We start from the raw sequence: 14,141 nt of genomic DNA on the forward strand, positions 1-14,141 counted from the left end.
GACTGCGACCGGGCCGGTCCAGGAGTCGGCCCAGGGGCCGGCGAAGTTCCCGCGCCCCCGTGTGACGTGCGCCACTGCGGCACGGTCAAGTGTGCGTGTGGTGGGCCAGGGCCAGATGCGGGTCGCGCTCCCCCGCCGCCGGTGCCGGATCCGCGTGCACGAGGGCGCCGGTCAGGCGGGGGACGGCGTGCAGCAGCGCGTGCTCGGCCTCGACCGCCACCTGGTGGGCCGCGCGCACGGTCAGCGCTCCGTCCACGACGACCGCCACTTCGGCGCGCAGCCGATGGCCGATCCACCGCATCCGCAGCTCGCCCACCTCGTGCACGCCGGCCACCTCCAGGAGCGCGCGTTCAGCCGTGTCGACGAGCGCCGGGTCCACGGCGTCCAGCACGCGGCGGAAGACCTCGCGGGCGGCGTCCCGCAGGACGAGCAGGATCGCGGCCGTGATCAGGAGGCCGACGAGGGGGTCGGCGAGCCGCAGTCCCAGGGCCGCGCCGCCCGCCCCGAACAGCACGGCCAGTGAGGTGAATCCGTCCGTACGCGCGTGCAGTCCGTCCGCGATCAGTGCGGCGGAGCCGATCTCGCGGCCGACGCGGATGCGGTAGCGGGCCACGCCCTCGTTGCCGAGGAAGCCGATCACCGCGGCGAGGGCCACCACGGGCACATGGCTCATGTCGCGCGGGTTCAGGAGCCGTTCGACCGCCGACCACGCCGCGAACGCGGCCGAGGCGGCGATCGTGAGGACGATGACGAGGCCCGCCAGATCCTCGGCGCGGCCGTATCCGTAGGTGAAGCGGCGGGTGGCCGCCCGTCGGCCCAGGACGAAGGCGATGCCGAGGGGTACGGCGGTCAGGGCGTCGGCCGCGTTGTGCACGGTGTCCCCGAGGAGGGCGACGGAGCCCGACATCACCACGACGACGGCCTGCGCCCCGGCGGTCAGCCCCAGCACCAGCAGGGACACCCACAGCGCCCGGATGCCGCGCGCCGAACTCTCCAGCGCGGTGTCGACCTTGTCGGCGGAGTCGTGCGAGTGCGGGGTGAAGAGGTGTCGCAGGCGGTGGGCGACCCGGCGACGGTCATGCCCGTGGCCGTGGGAGTGCGGATGCGGGTGCGGGTGCGGGTGGTGATGCCCTGCTCGCGGGAGGTGGGGGTGTTCGTGGTGCTCGTCGCTCACGTGGTGCCCCTTCCGGTGTGCGGGGCCACGCCGGCCGGGCTCGGCCGCGACGGACCGTCCGGCCCGGTGGCCCCCGGGCGTGCGGGCCCCCATTATGTGCGTATGAGCGCACGCAAGCATCTCTCACCTGCGCACCCTGCGCACCAGCACACCCCGGGCGCCCCACTCCCCGCGCACCAGCAGGCCCCGGATCCCTCGCACCAGCAAGCCCCAGACCCCTCGCACCCTGCACACCAGCCCACCCCGGACCCTGGGCGGCCTGAGTACCCGCACCCGCACCCGCCGAGCGAGGAGCAATTCGCCCTCGCCGCCGACCTGTTGGCGCTGCTCGCCGATCGCACCCGCCTGGCGCTGCTCCGCCGGTTGAGCGAGGGCGAGGCCGACGTGACCACGTTGACCGAGGCCTGCGGCGCCGCGCGGCCCGCCGTCAGCCAGCATCTGGCGAAGCTCCGCCTCGCCGGACTCGTCGGCTCGCGCAAGGAGGGCCGCCGGGTCGTCTACGCCCTCCATGACGGCCGGCTGCGGCGGGTCGTCGACGAGGCACTGGATCTCGCCACGCACCAGCGCCCGGACGGCTCCTCGGTGGCGCCCGCTCAGGACAGCGTGCGGACCACCTCGCGGACCTGACCCGCGACGGAGCGGGGCAGTGGCGCGTAGTGCAGCCGGGACAGCGGCTTCTGGCCCGCCGGGCTCGCGGTGTAGCCGAGGAACGACCTGAGGGCGGGAAGGGTCTCCTTCCGGTTTCCCCGGTCACACACGATCTCGTAGGTGACCTGGACGATCGGATAGGCGCCGGGCGTCGCGGCGCCGTAGCGGAACTTCAGCGTCATGTCCTTGCCCTCGCCCACGACCCTGGCCGCCGCGATTCCGGCCGACGCCGTCGTGGGCGTCGGTTCGACGGGGGCGGGCGCGCCGGTGTCGATCCTGACGGTCTTGATGTCCCTGGCCCGCGCGAAGGACAGCTCGAAGTAGCCGATCGCGCCGAAGCCGGAGGTGACCTCGGAGGCGACCCCGCCCGAACCGCTCGCGGACGCGCCGGCCCCGCCCTGCCAGGCCTTGCCCACCGGGTGCCGCCAGACGTCGGTGGCGGCGCCCGCGAGGTAGGCCTGGAAGTTCGCCGTGGTCCCCGAGTCGTCGGAGCGGTGGACGGGGCGGACCGGCAGGGAGGGCAGTTCGACGCCGGGGTTGAGGCGTTGGATCCGCGGATCGCCCCAGGAGGTGATGCGCCGGTCGAAGATCTTGGCGAGCGTCGGGGCGTCCAGGACCAGGCGGTCGACGCCCGGGAGGTCGTAGCCGATCGCGATGGGCCCGCCGACCATGGGCAGGTCGATGGCGCGACCGCCCCGGCAGGCCTCCTTGGACCGTTCGATCTCGTCGGCCTTCAGGGGGCTGTCGGAGCCGCCGAAGGCGGTGGCGCCGCGCAGGAACTGGGCGCTGCCCGCTCCCGAGCCGATCGGGTTGTAGGCGAGTCGCACACCGGGACAGGCGCGCTGGTACTCCGTGATCCAGTGCTTCATCGCGCTCTGCTGGGCGCTCGAACCGGTCCCCGGGACCCTCCCCGCCCGCGCGCACTCGATGCCGGCGACGGCCGCGGGAGCGGCGGACGCGTGAGCGGCGGCGTCACCCTCCCCCGACCCCATGAGGCCGCACCCCGCGAGGCCGCATCCCGCGAAGGCCAGCGCCACCGCGACGACCAGCGGGCCCGTGAAGAGCGTTCTGCCGCCTCGATACGTACGTCTCGGACGTGGGCGTCGCAACGTGGTCCCCTCGGCTCGATCGCGATCGGGACTCAGATGGTCGCCGGTCGAGGACGACGGCGGGTGACGGCAGGGCGAACATCGGGCGACGGCCGGGTGCGCCGGAGACGTTTGCATGGCCATGCGTTCTGATGCATACTCTTGCCATGTCCAAGGTCCTCACCTCCCTCCCCACCGGCGAGCGTGTCGGCATCGCCTTCTCCGGCGGCCTCGACACCTCCGTAGCCGTCGCCTGGATGCGCGACAAGGGCGCCGTCCCGTGCACGTACACCGCCGACATCGGCCAGTACGACGAGCCCGACATCGCGTCCGTGCCCGGCCGAGCCTCCGCGTACGGCGCCGAGATCACCCGACTCGTCGACTGCCGTGCCGCGCTGGTCGAGGAAGGCCTTGCGGCGCTGGCCTGCGGTGCGTTCCACATCAAGTCCGGTGGGCGCCCCTACTTCAACACCACGCCCCTGGGACGCGCCGTGACCGGCACACTCCTGGTGCGGGCCATGCTGGAAGACGGCGTGCAGATCTGGGGTGACGGCTCCACGTTCAAGGGCAACGACATCGAGCGGTTCTACCGCTACGGCCTGCTCGCCAACCCGCACCTGCGGATCTACAAGCCCTGGCTGGACGCGGACTTCGTGACGGAGCTCGGCGGCCGCAAGGAGATGTCCGAGTGGCTGGTCGCGCACGACCTGCCCTACCGGGACTCCACGGAGAAGGCGTACTCCACGGACGCCAACATCTGGGGTGCCACCCACGAGGCGAAGACCCTGGAGCACCTCGACACCGGCATCGAGACCGTCGACCCGATCATGGGCGTGCGGTTCTGGGACCCGTCGGTGGAGATCGGCACCGAGGACGTCACGGTCGCCTTCGACCAGGGCCGCCCGGTCGCCATCAACGGCAAGGAGTTCGCCACCGCGGTCGACCTGGTCATGGAGGCCAACGCGATCGGCGGCCGTCACGGGCTCGGCATGTCCGACCAGATCGAGAACCGGATCATCGAGGCCAAGAGCCGGGGCATCTACGAGGCGCCCGGCATGGCGCTCCTCCACATCGTCTACGAGCGGCTCGTCAACGCGATCCACAACGAGGACACGATCGCGGCCTACCACAACGAGGGCAGGCGCCTCGGCCGTCTCCTCTACGAGGGCCGCTGGCTCGACCCGCAGGCGCTGATGGTGCGCGAGTCGCTGCAGCGGTGGGTCGGCGCGGCGATCACCGGTGAGGTGACCCTGCGGCTGCGGCGCGGCGAGGACTACTCGGTCCTCGACACGCGGGGCCCGACGCTCAGCTACCACCCGGACAAGCTCTCGATGGAGCGGACCGAGGACTCGGCGTTCGGCCCGGTGGACCGGATCGGCCAGCTCACCATGCGCAACCTCGACATCGCGGACTCCCGCTCCCGTCTGGAGCAGTACGTCGGTCTCGGCCTGGTCGGCACCGCCCACCCGACGCCGATCGGTGCCGCGCAGGCGGCCTCGACGGGCCTGATCGGGGCCATGGACGCGGGTGGCGCCCAGGCGATCGCCTCGCGGGGCGAGACGACGGACGAGGAGACGATGCTGGACCGTGCCGCGATGGAGGCGGGCACGGACTGAGCGCACCGCGAGCACTCCCGACCTGCGGGCCCGGCGGATTCCTTCCGCCGGGCCCGCTGTCATGTGCCCCGGCCGCCGCCGCGCGCGCCGCCGTGGACCGCGTGTCCGGATGTGACAGGGAATCGTCATTGCGGCCCTCGGCGGTGGCCGTGAGGATAGCCGCATGCCCCTCTCGCACCGCGTCGTCATCGCGGTCTTCCCCGACGTCGATCTCCTCGACGTGACCGGTCCCGCCGAGGTCTTCGCGCTGGCCAACCGGGTGACACGCGGCCGCGCCGGTTACGAGGTCCACCTGGCGGGGCCGGTCGTCGGCGCGGTCCGCACCTCGGCGGGCGTGCGGCTGCTCACGGACGTGTCCTTCGACGGGACCGATGGCCGGGTGGACACCCTGCTGGTGCCCGGCGCGGTGGACATGACCGAGGACGGCCCGGTCGCCCGCATTGACGCTCAGGTCGTGCGGTGGCTGGAGGAGACCGCGCCCGCGGCCCGCAGGGTGGCGTCGGTGTGTGTCGGCGCTCATCTGCTGGCCGCGGCCGGGCTCCTCGACGGGAAGACCGCGACCACGCACTGGTCGACCGCCGCCCAGCTCGCCGCCGACCATCCCGCCGTCACGGTCGACCCGGACCCCATCTTCGTCCGCGCGGACCGCGGGCGGCTGTGGACCGGTGCCGGGATCAGCGCCTGCCTGGATCTGGCGCTGGCCCTGGTGGCCGAGGACCATGGCGAGGACGTCGCCCTGGCGGTGGCCCGGCAGCTGGTGATGTACCTCAGGCGCCAGGGCGGGCAGAGCCAGTTCTCGGTGCCGCTCAGCCGGCCCGTCTCCGACCGGCGTGACATCGACGAGCTGCGGCTGTGGATCACCGAGCACCTCTGCGAGGACCTGTCGGCGGCGGCGCTCGCGGCCCGGATGTGTCTCAGCGAGCGGCACTTCGCGCGGGTGTTCAAGCAGGAGACGGGCACGAGCCCGGCCGACTACGTCGAGGCGGCCCGGGTGGAGACGGCCCGCCGACTCCTGGAGAGCACCGACTGCCCCCTGGAGAAGGTCGCCTCCGCCGCCGGGCTCGGCTCGGTCGAAACCCTGCACCGCGCCTTCCGACGGCAGCTCGCCAGTACGCCGGCCGCCTACCGCCGCCGCTTCCGCACCACCACCCTCTGATCCTTCTCCGTCCCGTCGGATCCCCGCCGAAGTCCTCGGCGGCGCCCGGCACTCTCCGGCACGCGGTCGGCCGTAGGCCCCGCCCTGCCCTTTTCCCGAAAGGCACCTCATGAGCACCCACCCGCACTCCGCTTCCACCACCCTGCGCGACGTGATCGGCCTGGACGGCCGGCCGCCTCGGCTGAGCGAGTCCGCCCTGATCCTGATCGACTTGCAGAACACCTACCGCACGGGCGTCATGGCGCTGGAGGGCGCCGAAGCGGCCCTCGCGGCGGGCGCCAGGCTGCTGGAGCGGGCCCGCGCGGCGGGCGTCCCGGTCGTCCATGTCGTCAACGACGGCGGTGCGGGCACCCCGTACGACATCCGCGCCCACATCGGCGCCATCAGCGACGAGGTCGCCCCGGTGGCCGGCGAGCCGGTCGTGGTCAAGGAGTTCCCCGACTCCTTCCACGCCACCGAGCTGGAGAAGACACTCACCGGCCTCGGCTTCGCCCCGGGCGGCGGCGGGCAGCTGGTCCTCGCCGGGTTCATGACGCACATGTGCGTCAACTACACGGCGCAGGGCGCCTTCAAGCTGGGGTACCGGCCCACCGTCGTCGCGGAGGCGACCGCCACCCGTGCCCTCGCCGCCCCGGACGGCACGGTCCTGACGGCCGACGCGCTCCAGAGGGCCGCCCTGACGACCCTCACCGATCTGTTCGCCACCGTCGTCCCGACCGTCGACGCTCTCCCCGCCTGACCTGCCGCACCCGTCCGGGCCGCCGGGCCGATGCCCCGTCAGGCGCCCGCGCGGGCGGCGGCCCCGCCGTCGCGGGACACCCTCACGGGGCGTTCCGCTCGGTCTCGCGGCGGCGCAGCTCCCGCAGCGCGATGGTGCGCTTGTGCACCTCGTCGGGGCCGTCGGCCAGGCGCAGGGTGCGCAGATGGGCGTACATGCTCGCGAGCGGGAAGTCGTCGCTGACGCCGGCGCCGCCGTGGACCTGGATCGCCCGGTCGACGACCTTGAGGGCCACCGCGGGCGCGGCGACCTTGATGGCGGCGATCTCCGTGCGGGCCTGCTTGTTGCCGACGGTGTCCATGAGGTGCGCGGCCTTGAGCGTGAGCAGCCGCGCCATGTCGATCTCGACGCGGGACTCGGCGATCCAGTCCTGGATGTTGGCCCGGTCGTCCAGGGGCACGCCGAACGTCGTACGGGACCGGGCACGGTCGATCATCAGGTCGAGGGCGCGTTCGGCCATGCCGATGGAGCGCATGCAGTGGTGGATGCGGCCGGGGCCGAGCCGGGCCTGGCTGATCATGAAGCCGTCGCCCTCGCCGGCCAGCAGGGCGGTGCGCGGGACGCGGACGTCCTCGAAGAGCACCTCGGCGTGGCCCTCGCGGTCCTGGTAGCCGAAGACGGGCAGGCCGCGCAGGACCGTGACGCCCGGGGTGTCGAGGGGGACGACCATCATGCTCTGCTGCCGGTGGCTCGGCCCCTGCGGGTCGGTCTTGCCCATCACGATGAGCACCCGGCAGTTCTTGTGCAGGGCGTTGGACGTCCACCACTTGCGGCCGTTGAGGACGTAGTCGTCGCCGTCGCGCACCATCCGCATCTCGATGTTGCGGGCGTCGGAGCTGGCGACGGCGGGTTCGGTCATCGCGAACGCGGAGGCGATCTCCCCGGCGAGGAGCGGCTTCAGCCACTTCTCCTTGTGCTCGTCGGTGCCGAAGAGGGTGAGGACCTCCATGTTGCCGGTGTCCGGGGCGTTGCAGTTGGTGGCCTCGGGGGCGAGGTGCGCGCTGCGGCCCATGATCTCGGCGAGCGGCGCGTACTCCAGGTTGGTCAGGCCGGGACCCCACTGGGGGTGGGGGTGGAAGAGGTTCCACAGGCCGCGCTTCTTGGCCTCGGCCTTGAGCTCCTCGAGCACCGGCGGTTGGTGGTGGGGGTCGCCGGACTCGGCCAGCTGCCTCTCGTACACCGCCTCGGCGGGGTAGATGTGCTCGTCCATGAAGGCGAGCAGCTTCTCCCGGTACTCCTCGGCCCTGTCGGTCATGTCGAACACGGGTCCTCCCACGGTCGTCTCGCCTCGGCGCCGTCACCGTATTTGAATCCGTATTCAGGTTCAAGAGTCATCTCCCGGCCCTCGACGGTATGTTTGAATCCAACGTCAAGTTCGATACGCCCCGACCACAGGAGTGCTGCCTGATGACGACGCATGTGCCGGTCAGCGAGTGGGAGCGCGTCGCGACGCGCCGGGTCGCCACGGGCGGCATCACGCTGCGGGTCTTCGACCACGGCGAGGCGCGGCCGGGCAGGCCGCCGGTGGTGCTGTGCCACGGCTTCCCGGAGCTGGCGTTCTCCTGGCGGCACCAGGTGTTCGCGCTGGCGGAGGCGGGGCACCGGGTCTTGGTGCCCGACATGCGCGGCTACGGCGGCAGTTCGCGCCCCGCCGACGTCGACGCGTACGACATCCTGACGCTCTGCTCGGACCTGGCCGCGCTCCTCGACGACGTGGGCGCGGACGACGCGGTGTTCGTGGGGCACGACTGGGGCGCGAACGTGGTGTGGAACATGGCCCTGGCGCATCCCGAGCGGGTGCGGGCGGTGGCCGGGATGAGTGTGCCGGTGACGCCGCGGGCCCCCGCCCCGCCCCTGCCGATCCTGCGCTCGCGGCTCGGGGACGACTTCTACATGGTGTGGTTCCAGGAGCCGGGCGTCGCGGACCGGGCGCTGAGCCGCAATGTGCGCAGGACCCTCGTCACGAGGGAGATCTACTCCGCCGAGTGGGCGGCCAGGCCCGATGAGCAGTTGCCTCCCCCGTCGTGGCTCGGCGAGGAGGAACTCGCCTACTACGTCGACACGTTCGAGGAGACCGGTTTCACCGGCGGCCTCAACTACTACCGCAACCTGGACCGCAACTGGGCGCTCACCGAGCACCTGGACGGCCGCGTGATCGAGCAGCCCGCGTTGTTCGTCACCGGGTCCAAGGATCCCGTCGCCCGCTTCATGCCCGCCGGAGGCCTCGACCGGATGCTCACCGACCTGCGCGGGCACGTCGTGCTCGACGGCGCGGGCCACTGGATCCAGCAGGAGCGGCCCGCCGAGGTGAACGCCGCTCTCCTGGAATTCCTCGCCATGGTCGGCTGATGGCATCCGCTGCGCCGGTTACGCACAGATTCGCAAACGACAGTGAATGGATGGCAGTGGCTGCCCAGGCCCCGGCCGCGGACGGCGGCCAGAAGCAACCGATCACGCCCCGCAGCGCGCGCGGTGTCAGGACCCGCAACGCGTTGATCGCCGCGGCCCGCGAGGTCTTCGAACGCGACGGGTACCTGGACGCCCGGATCACGGACATCACCAAGGCGGCGCAGGTCGCCTCCGGGTCGTTCTACACGTACTTCAACAGCAAGGAAGAGATCTTCCAGGCGCTCGTCGAGCAGGTGCAGGAGGAGATGTTGCACCCGCAGCTGCGCGAGCGCACCGGCATCACCGACACCCGCGATCTCATCGACGCCGCCAACCGCGAGTACTTGCGGGCGTACAAGAAGAACGCGCGCCTGATGGCGCTGTTCGAGCAAGTGGCGCAGGTGGACGAGCAGTTCATGGCGCTGCGCATCGAGCGCGGCAACGCCTTCGTGCGACGCAACGCCAAGCTGATCCGCACCCTCCAGGAGAACGGCGAGGCCGACCGGAGCCTCGACCCGCTGGTGACCGCGCACGCCCTGTCGGTGATGGTGAGCCGCATGGCGTACACGGTGTTCGTGCTGGGCCAGCGCATCCCGTACGAGCGGCTGGTCACGACGCTGAACAAGATCTGGGAGAACGGGCTGCGGCTGACCGGCCCCGAACCACGGCCCTGACCCCCACGCGGTCACCGACCGGTCCTGACGCACGGGCGGCGCACGGCTGATCCCGGTCCCAGGCTTGGGGCGCTTGCCCCCGGCCGTACGGAAACCGGGTCAGCGGTCGCCAGCCCGTCAGTAGTCGACGCGGTCGGACTTGGCCAGCCAGGCGTCGAAGGGCGCCGTACGGTTCGCCACGTCCAGCCGCTCGACCGGCATCGGCCACATCGAGGCGGGCTTCTTCTCGAACAGGTCGTAGAACTTGCGGTCGTCGAACCCGGCCACCGCGGCGTCGTCCCGGTCGGCGGCGAAGACGATCCGGTCGACCCGCGCCCACAGCGCCGACGACAGGCACATCGGGCACGGCTCGCACGAGGTGACCAGGACGCAGCCCTCCAGCGCGAAGGTGTCCAGCGTCTTGCAGGCGGCGCGCATCGCGCTCACCTCGGCGTGCGCCGTCGGGTCCAGGGAGGCGGTCACCTGGTTGTTCCCCGTGGCGACGACCTCGCCGCCCTTGGCGACCAGGGCGCCGAACGGCCCACCGCCGTTCTTGACACTGTCCGTGGCGAGCTTGATCGCCTCGTCCATCCAGGCCTTCTCGATCTCCTGGACGGTCGCTTCCTGGGCGTACGCGGTCATGGTGACTCCCTTTTTCGGTGGGGGTGCGGGCGCTACGCGCCGGGGACGCCTCATCCATCGCAACCTGTTGAGCAGTACACAGCCCGGTGGCCGGAATCAGCTAGGCGTGGAAGACCTGAAAGGACCTGTCGATCTCTCGTAGGTTTCTCCGAAAACCGGCCGGGGCCTGCGGCAACGGCAACGGCAACGAGACGCTCCCCTCAGTCGCAGTCCTGTGAGGACGCCAGCAGGTGGTCGCGGACCAGGGCGACGTGCGGGTTGTCCGAGGAGCCGGGGCGCTGCACGAGGAAGCCCGTGTTGATCGGCGGGTCCTCCGGATCGTTCAGCAGGACGAGGTCCCCCGAGGCCAGCTCGTCGCGGCACAGATAGCGGGGCAGGACGCTGAAGCCGGCGCCGCCGAGCACGGCCGCCTTGACCGCGCGCAGGTCGGGCATGGTGACGGCGGGCTCGCAGACCAGGCGCTTGTCGAAGACGTGCCGCCAGTAGCGGCGGACGATGGGCACGTCCTCCGCGTACGCGATCAGGGGCACCCCGCGCAGGGCCGCCGGGCCCTGGCCGGCGATCGCCTCGGCGCCCCCGGTCCGCTCCGCCCAGGCACCCGTCGTGACCAGCACGAACTCTTCGTCGGCCAGGGGTACGGCGGTCAGGGTCCGGCCGCGGGGGCGGGTCGTGGCGACCACGAGGTCATGGCGGCCCGCGCGCAACTCGTCCAGGAGGTCGTCGGTGAGCCCCGTGGTGATCCGCAGCCGCACCCCCTTCTCCACGAGGGGGGCGAGGCCGGGCAGCACGCAGTGGGAGAGGAATTCGGCCGGTCCCGCGAGATGGACGGGCTCCGCCGAGCCGTCGACGCCGTGGCCCGCGACCTCCGCGAGGGCGTCCAGGGGCTCGACGATACGGGCCGCCAGTTCGTCGGCGAACGGGGCGGGGGCGGCGCCGCGGGGCAGCCGCTGGAAGAGCTCCCGGTCGAGCTGCCGTTCGAGGGAGCGGATCTGGGCGGTGACCGTGGGCTGGGACAGACCGAGGAGGCGGGCGGCGGCGGTGAAGGACCCGGAGCGGTAGACGGCGAGGAACGTCCGCAACTGGTTGAGGTCCAGCGCCCCCACCCCCGCCTGCGGTCCCGCCGCCTCGCTCCCGGCCCCTCCCTTGCCCGTGGCCTGTGTCTTTCCCATACGGCCGAGCCTAGGCCCGCCGGACGCCCCAGGTCGCGCCGGGGGCGACAAGGCGGGTGCGGGTCAGGAGCCGCATGTTCGTGCGCCCGTGTGCAGGGCGAGCGCCGTGTTGGGGGCGAGCGTGGCGGTGAACCGGCCGGCGGAGTCGACCGTGACGCGCCTGTCGGCCTGGACGTCGCAGTAGTCGCCGGCGGCCAGCGAGGTCTGGAAGGTGCGGTTCAGCGAGGCGCCCTCGTGGTTGATCGCGACGTACGCCTTGTCGCCGCGGCCGAAGGCGATCTGGTTGCCGCCGTTGTCCCACCAGTGGGTGACGTTCTGGCCGCGCGCGGTGTTGCGGAAGGCCACCATGCCCGCTATCTCGCGCCACGCGTGCTGGCACTTCCAGCCGTCGGAGTAGCAGGCCCGCACGGCGCCACCGTTGGGCGGCCCGGCGTCACGGTCGGAGAACTCGTAGCCGGAGTGGACATCGGGCGAGCCGTAGGGCCAGGCGAGCATGAAGACGTTGGCCAGGGTGTAGTTGGCGCCGTCCTTGTAGCTGAGGGTGTCGCCGCCGCGCTCGGTGTCGTGGTTGTCGACGAAGACGGCGGCCTTGTCGGAGGGCAGGTACCCCCAGCCCTCGCCGTAGTTCTTCAGGTAGGCGAGTTTCTCGGCGTTGAAGACGCGCTTGAGGTCGCGGGCGTACCGGAACTCCTGGACGTCGCCGTTGCCCAGGTATTCGCCCGGTGAGACCGCCTCACCGGCGCCGTAGATGGTCTCCTGCTTCCAGTACACGCCCGGATCGCTCAGCCGCGACTTGATGTCGGCGAGGTCCCCGGCCGGCATGTGCTTGGCCGCGTCGACGCGGAATCCGTCGACACCGAGGGAGAGCAGGTCGTTGAGGTAGGCGGCGATCCGGCCGCGTACGTAGCCCTCGCCGGTGTCCAGGTCGGCCAGGTCCACGAGTTCGCAGTTCTGTACGTTGCCGCGGTCGCCGTAGTCGGTGACGCGCGAGCGGCAGTCGTCCATGTCCGCGCCCGAGTAGGTGCCGGGGTAGTCGTACTTCGTGTAGGAGGAGCCGCCCGTGCCGGTGCCCGAGCCGGCCGCCATGTGGTTGATCACGGCGTCCGCGACCACCTTGACGCCGGCGCCGTGGCAGGTGTCGACCATGTTCTTGAAGGCCGCCCGGTCACCGAGCCGCCCGGCGATCTTGTAGCTGACCGGTTGGTACGAGGTCCACCACTGGCCGCCCTGGACGTGCTCCTGGGGCGGTGAGACCTGGACGAATCCGTAACCGTCGGGACCGAGCCGGTTCTTGCACGCCTCGGCGACCGAGTCGAAGCGCCACTCGAAGAGCACGGCGGTGACGTCCTTGCCGCCGGGCGGGGTCGCCCCGGCCTCGGGGGGCGCTCCGAGGAGGCTCCCGAGGACCCCGGCCGCGAGGGCGAGGGTGACGGCGACAGGTCTGCGGGTCGGGTGCGTCGGACCGTTCATGGGGGCCTCCAGTGGGGGGCGGGGACGGGCGGGAGTGTGGGGGGCGGGGACGGGCGGGAGTGTGGGGGGCGCGGGGGCGTCGCTGAATCACCGGCAGGATCTTGCAGGTTGAATCTGCAAGAACTTGCGATCGGGACCGTAAGCGCCCTGGCAGGCCCGGTCAACCCTTCGCGCACGCCCCGCCGCACCGGGGAGGCCACCCCGGAGCGGCCAGGCGCCGCGTCAGGCCCTGGCCCGGGCGCGGTGACGACGTACCGCGTCGCGGTTGGCGCACGGGTGGGAGCAGTAGCGCTGCCGTCCGGTACGGGACGTGTCGGCGAAGATCGTGGTGCACTCGCCGACCTCGCACCGCCGCAGCCGGTGCATTCCGCGCCCGGCCAGATGCAGGGCGGTGCCGACGGACAGCAGGGAGAACAGCAGGGCTTCGAGGGGGAGTTGGTCGTCGCGGTAGTGCAGGTGCCAGCCGCCGCCCGCGTGATCGGTCAGCCGGGGGTGGGCACAGGACGCGGCGAGCATCCGGTTGACCGACTGCGCCCGCTCCTGCTCGTCGGTGGCGTCGACGACTTCCTCCCACGCGTCCAGGGCGGCCCCGAGGACGACCAAGTCCTGCGCCGTGGCGGGGACTTCCAGGGCCAGTCCGGCAGCGCGGCAGCGCTCCGTCAGGTCCGCGGCGTCGACCGGCCGCCGGTTGGCCAGGTCCGCCGCCAGGTTCACGGCATCCGCGCCGTAAGGGTTGAGGTGCATAAGGCCATTACATCAGGGTGATCACATGAGCCACCCCGAGAAACACCTCACGTCCCCTCGGCCCGCGACGCCCGCTCCCGCTCCCGCTCCCGCTCCCGCACAGCCGATCAGTAGTCCCGGCCCTGTGGTGCGGCGGGCCGCCAAAGAGGATCTGCCGGAACTCGTGCGCCTGCGTGCGTCGTTGTTCGAGAACCTCGGCGGGGACTACTTCAACCCCGCCTCGGCGGGTGACGACTGGCGTCACCACCTCGCCGAGGTACTCAATGACCAGCTCACCGCCGACTCCGCGCGGATCCTCGTCGTGGACGGCGACGAAGGCCTCGCCGCCTGCGGCATCGGCACCGTCGAGCAGTGGTTTCCCGGCCCGCACAACATCAACGGCCGTGTCGGTCACGTCATCGGCGTGATCACCGACCCGGCGCACCGGCGCCGTGGCCACAGCCGCGCGATCATGCGGGCCCTGCTGGACTGGTTCCGCGGGCGGGAGGCCTCCCGCGTGGACCTGTACGCCTCCCCCGAGGGCGAACCGCTCTACCGCGCCCTGGGCTTCGTCGACCATCCCGACCCCGCGCTGTACTGGCGTCCGTGACGTTCCCTCGGGGCACTCCCCGGGCC

At 72.0% G+C, this 14,141-nt stretch carries 12 protein-coding genes and 2 pseudogenes; 7 read left to right on the plus strand and 7 right to left on the minus strand.

The genetic code is table 11. The features are described from left to right. Positions 1-85 precede the first annotated feature (85 nt). Positions 86-1,174, minus strand: coding sequence for a cation diffusion facilitator family transporter (locus tag ACZ516_RS07175; RefSeq protein ID WP_469008975.1), 1,089 nt, complete (start codon positions 1,172-1,174; stop codon positions 86-88). A gap of 270 nt (positions 1,175-1,444) precedes the next feature. Here ACZ516_RS07175 and ACZ516_RS07180 point away from each other — a divergent pair. Continuing rightward, a pseudogene (locus tag ACZ516_RS07180) lies at positions 1,445-1,801 on the plus strand (ArsR/SmtB family transcription factor); the annotation flags it as partial. On the opposite strand, the gene pstS reads toward ACZ516_RS07180, so the two are convergent. Beyond that, entirely contained in the window at positions 1,768-2,931 is a 1,164-nt protein-coding gene (pstS, locus tag ACZ516_RS07185) for a phosphate ABC transporter substrate-binding protein PstS (protein WP_469008977.1), read from the minus strand. The pseudogene ACZ516_RS07180 and the gene pstS overlap by 34 nt on opposite strands. A 146-nt stretch (positions 2,932-3,077) precedes the next feature. On the opposite strand from pstS, the gene argG reads away from it, so the two are divergent. The 3 genes from argG (at position 3,078) to ACZ516_RS07200 (ending at position 6,421) form a co-directional block, all read left to right on the plus strand. After that, positions 3,078-4,526: an argininosuccinate synthase gene (gene argG, locus ACZ516_RS07190; RefSeq protein WP_469008979.1), complete on the plus strand. Its 1,449-nt coding sequence runs from the start codon at positions 3,078-3,080 to the stop codon at positions 4,524-4,526. Positions 4,527-4,689: 163 nt separating this feature from the next. Next, on the plus strand, positions 4,690-5,682 hold the full coding sequence (locus tag ACZ516_RS07195; protein ID WP_469008980.1) for a GlxA family transcriptional regulator: 993 nt from the start codon (positions 4,690-4,692) through the stop codon (positions 5,680-5,682). Positions 5,683-5,791: 109 nt separating this feature from the next. Then, positions 5,792-6,421 (plus strand): isochorismatase family protein, encoded by a 630-nt coding sequence (locus ACZ516_RS07200; RefSeq protein ID WP_469008982.1) that lies wholly within the window; start codon positions 5,792-5,794, stop codon positions 6,419-6,421. An 82-nt stretch (positions 6,422-6,503) separates the two neighbouring features. On the opposite strand, the gene ACZ516_RS07205 is transcribed toward ACZ516_RS07200, so the two are convergent. Then, positions 6,504-7,715 carry an acyl-CoA dehydrogenase family protein gene (locus tag ACZ516_RS07205; protein WP_469008984.1) on the minus strand — a complete coding sequence of 404 codons (1,212 nt, stop codon included), beginning with the start codon at positions 7,713-7,715 and terminating at the stop codon, positions 6,504-6,506. Between the two features lie 152 nt (positions 7,716-7,867). Between ACZ516_RS07205 and ACZ516_RS07210 the strand changes: the two genes are divergently transcribed. Next, on the plus strand, positions 7,868-8,809 hold the full coding sequence (locus ACZ516_RS07210) for an alpha/beta fold hydrolase (RefSeq protein WP_469008986.1): 942 nt from the start codon (positions 7,868-7,870) through the stop codon (positions 8,807-8,809). Between the two features lie 50 nt (positions 8,810-8,859). After that, on the plus strand, positions 8,860-9,522 hold the full coding sequence (locus ACZ516_RS07215; RefSeq protein ID WP_469008987.1) for a TetR/AcrR family transcriptional regulator: 663 nt from the start codon (positions 8,860-8,862) through the stop codon (positions 9,520-9,522). A gap of 117 nt (positions 9,523-9,639) precedes the next feature. On the opposite strand, the gene ACZ516_RS07220 is transcribed toward ACZ516_RS07215, so the two are convergent. The 4 genes and pseudogenes from ACZ516_RS07220 to ACZ516_RS07235 form a co-directional block, all read right to left on the minus strand. Next, positions 9,640-10,143, minus strand: a complete 504-nt coding sequence (locus tag ACZ516_RS07220; RefSeq protein WP_469008989.1) for a nucleoside deaminase — start codon at positions 10,141-10,143, stop codon at positions 9,640-9,642. Positions 10,144-10,343: 200 nt separating this feature from the next. Further along, positions 10,344-11,312, minus strand: a complete 969-nt coding sequence (locus tag ACZ516_RS07225; RefSeq protein WP_468748813.1) for a LysR family transcriptional regulator — start codon at positions 11,310-11,312, stop codon at positions 10,344-10,346. Between the two features lie 69 nt (positions 11,313-11,381). Further along, a pseudogene (locus tag ACZ516_RS07230) lies at positions 11,382-12,782 on the minus strand (alpha-amylase); the annotation flags it as partial. 222 nt (positions 12,783-13,004) lie between these two features. After that, a complete protein-coding gene (locus tag ACZ516_RS07235; RefSeq protein WP_469008992.1) occupies positions 13,005-13,526 on the minus strand; it encodes a CGNR zinc finger domain-containing protein in 522 nt (173 codons plus the stop codon). Positions 13,527-13,653: 127 nt separating this feature from the next. Between ACZ516_RS07235 and ACZ516_RS07240 the strand changes: the two genes are divergently transcribed. Continuing rightward, on the plus strand, positions 13,654-14,115 hold the full coding sequence (locus ACZ516_RS07240) for a GNAT family N-acetyltransferase (RefSeq protein ID WP_469009611.1): 462 nt from the start codon (positions 13,654-13,656) through the stop codon (positions 14,113-14,115). The last annotated feature ends 26 nt before the right edge of the window (positions 14,116-14,141 follow it).

The organism is Streptomyces sp. NPDC034037 (assembly GCF_055575715.1).

Coding starts and splice junctions, on each gene's coding strand:
- argG (WP_469008979.1), top strand. CDS start 3,078: ATGTCCAAGGTCCTCACCTCCCTCCCCACCGGCGAGCGTGTCGGCATC.
- ACZ516_RS07195 (WP_469008980.1), top strand. CDS start 4,690: ATGCCCCTCTCGCACCGCGTCGTCATCGCGGTCTTCCCCGACGTCGAT.
- ACZ516_RS07200 (WP_469008982.1), top strand. CDS start 5,792: ATGAGCACCCACCCGCACTCCGCTTCCACCACCCTGCGCGACGTGATC.
- ACZ516_RS07205 (WP_469008984.1), bottom strand. CDS start 7,715: ATGACCGACAGGGCCGAGGAGTACCGGGAGAAGCTGCTCGCCTTCATG.
- ACZ516_RS07210 (WP_469008986.1), top strand. CDS start 7,868: ATGACGACGCATGTGCCGGTCAGCGAGTGGGAGCGCGTCGCGACGCGC.
- ACZ516_RS07215 (WP_469008987.1), top strand. CDS start 8,860: ATGGCAGTGGCTGCCCAGGCCCCGGCCGCGGACGGCGGCCAGAAGCAA.
- ACZ516_RS07220 (WP_469008989.1), bottom strand. CDS start 10,143: ATGACCGCGTACGCCCAGGAAGCGACCGTCCAGGAGATCGAGAAGGCC.
- ACZ516_RS07225 (WP_468748813.1), bottom strand. CDS start 11,312: ATGGGAAAGACACAGGCCACGGGCAAGGGAGGGGCCGGGAGCGAGGCG.
- ACZ516_RS07235 (WP_469008992.1), bottom strand. CDS start 13,526: ATGCACCTCAACCCTTACGGCGCGGATGCCGTGAACCTGGCGGCGGAC.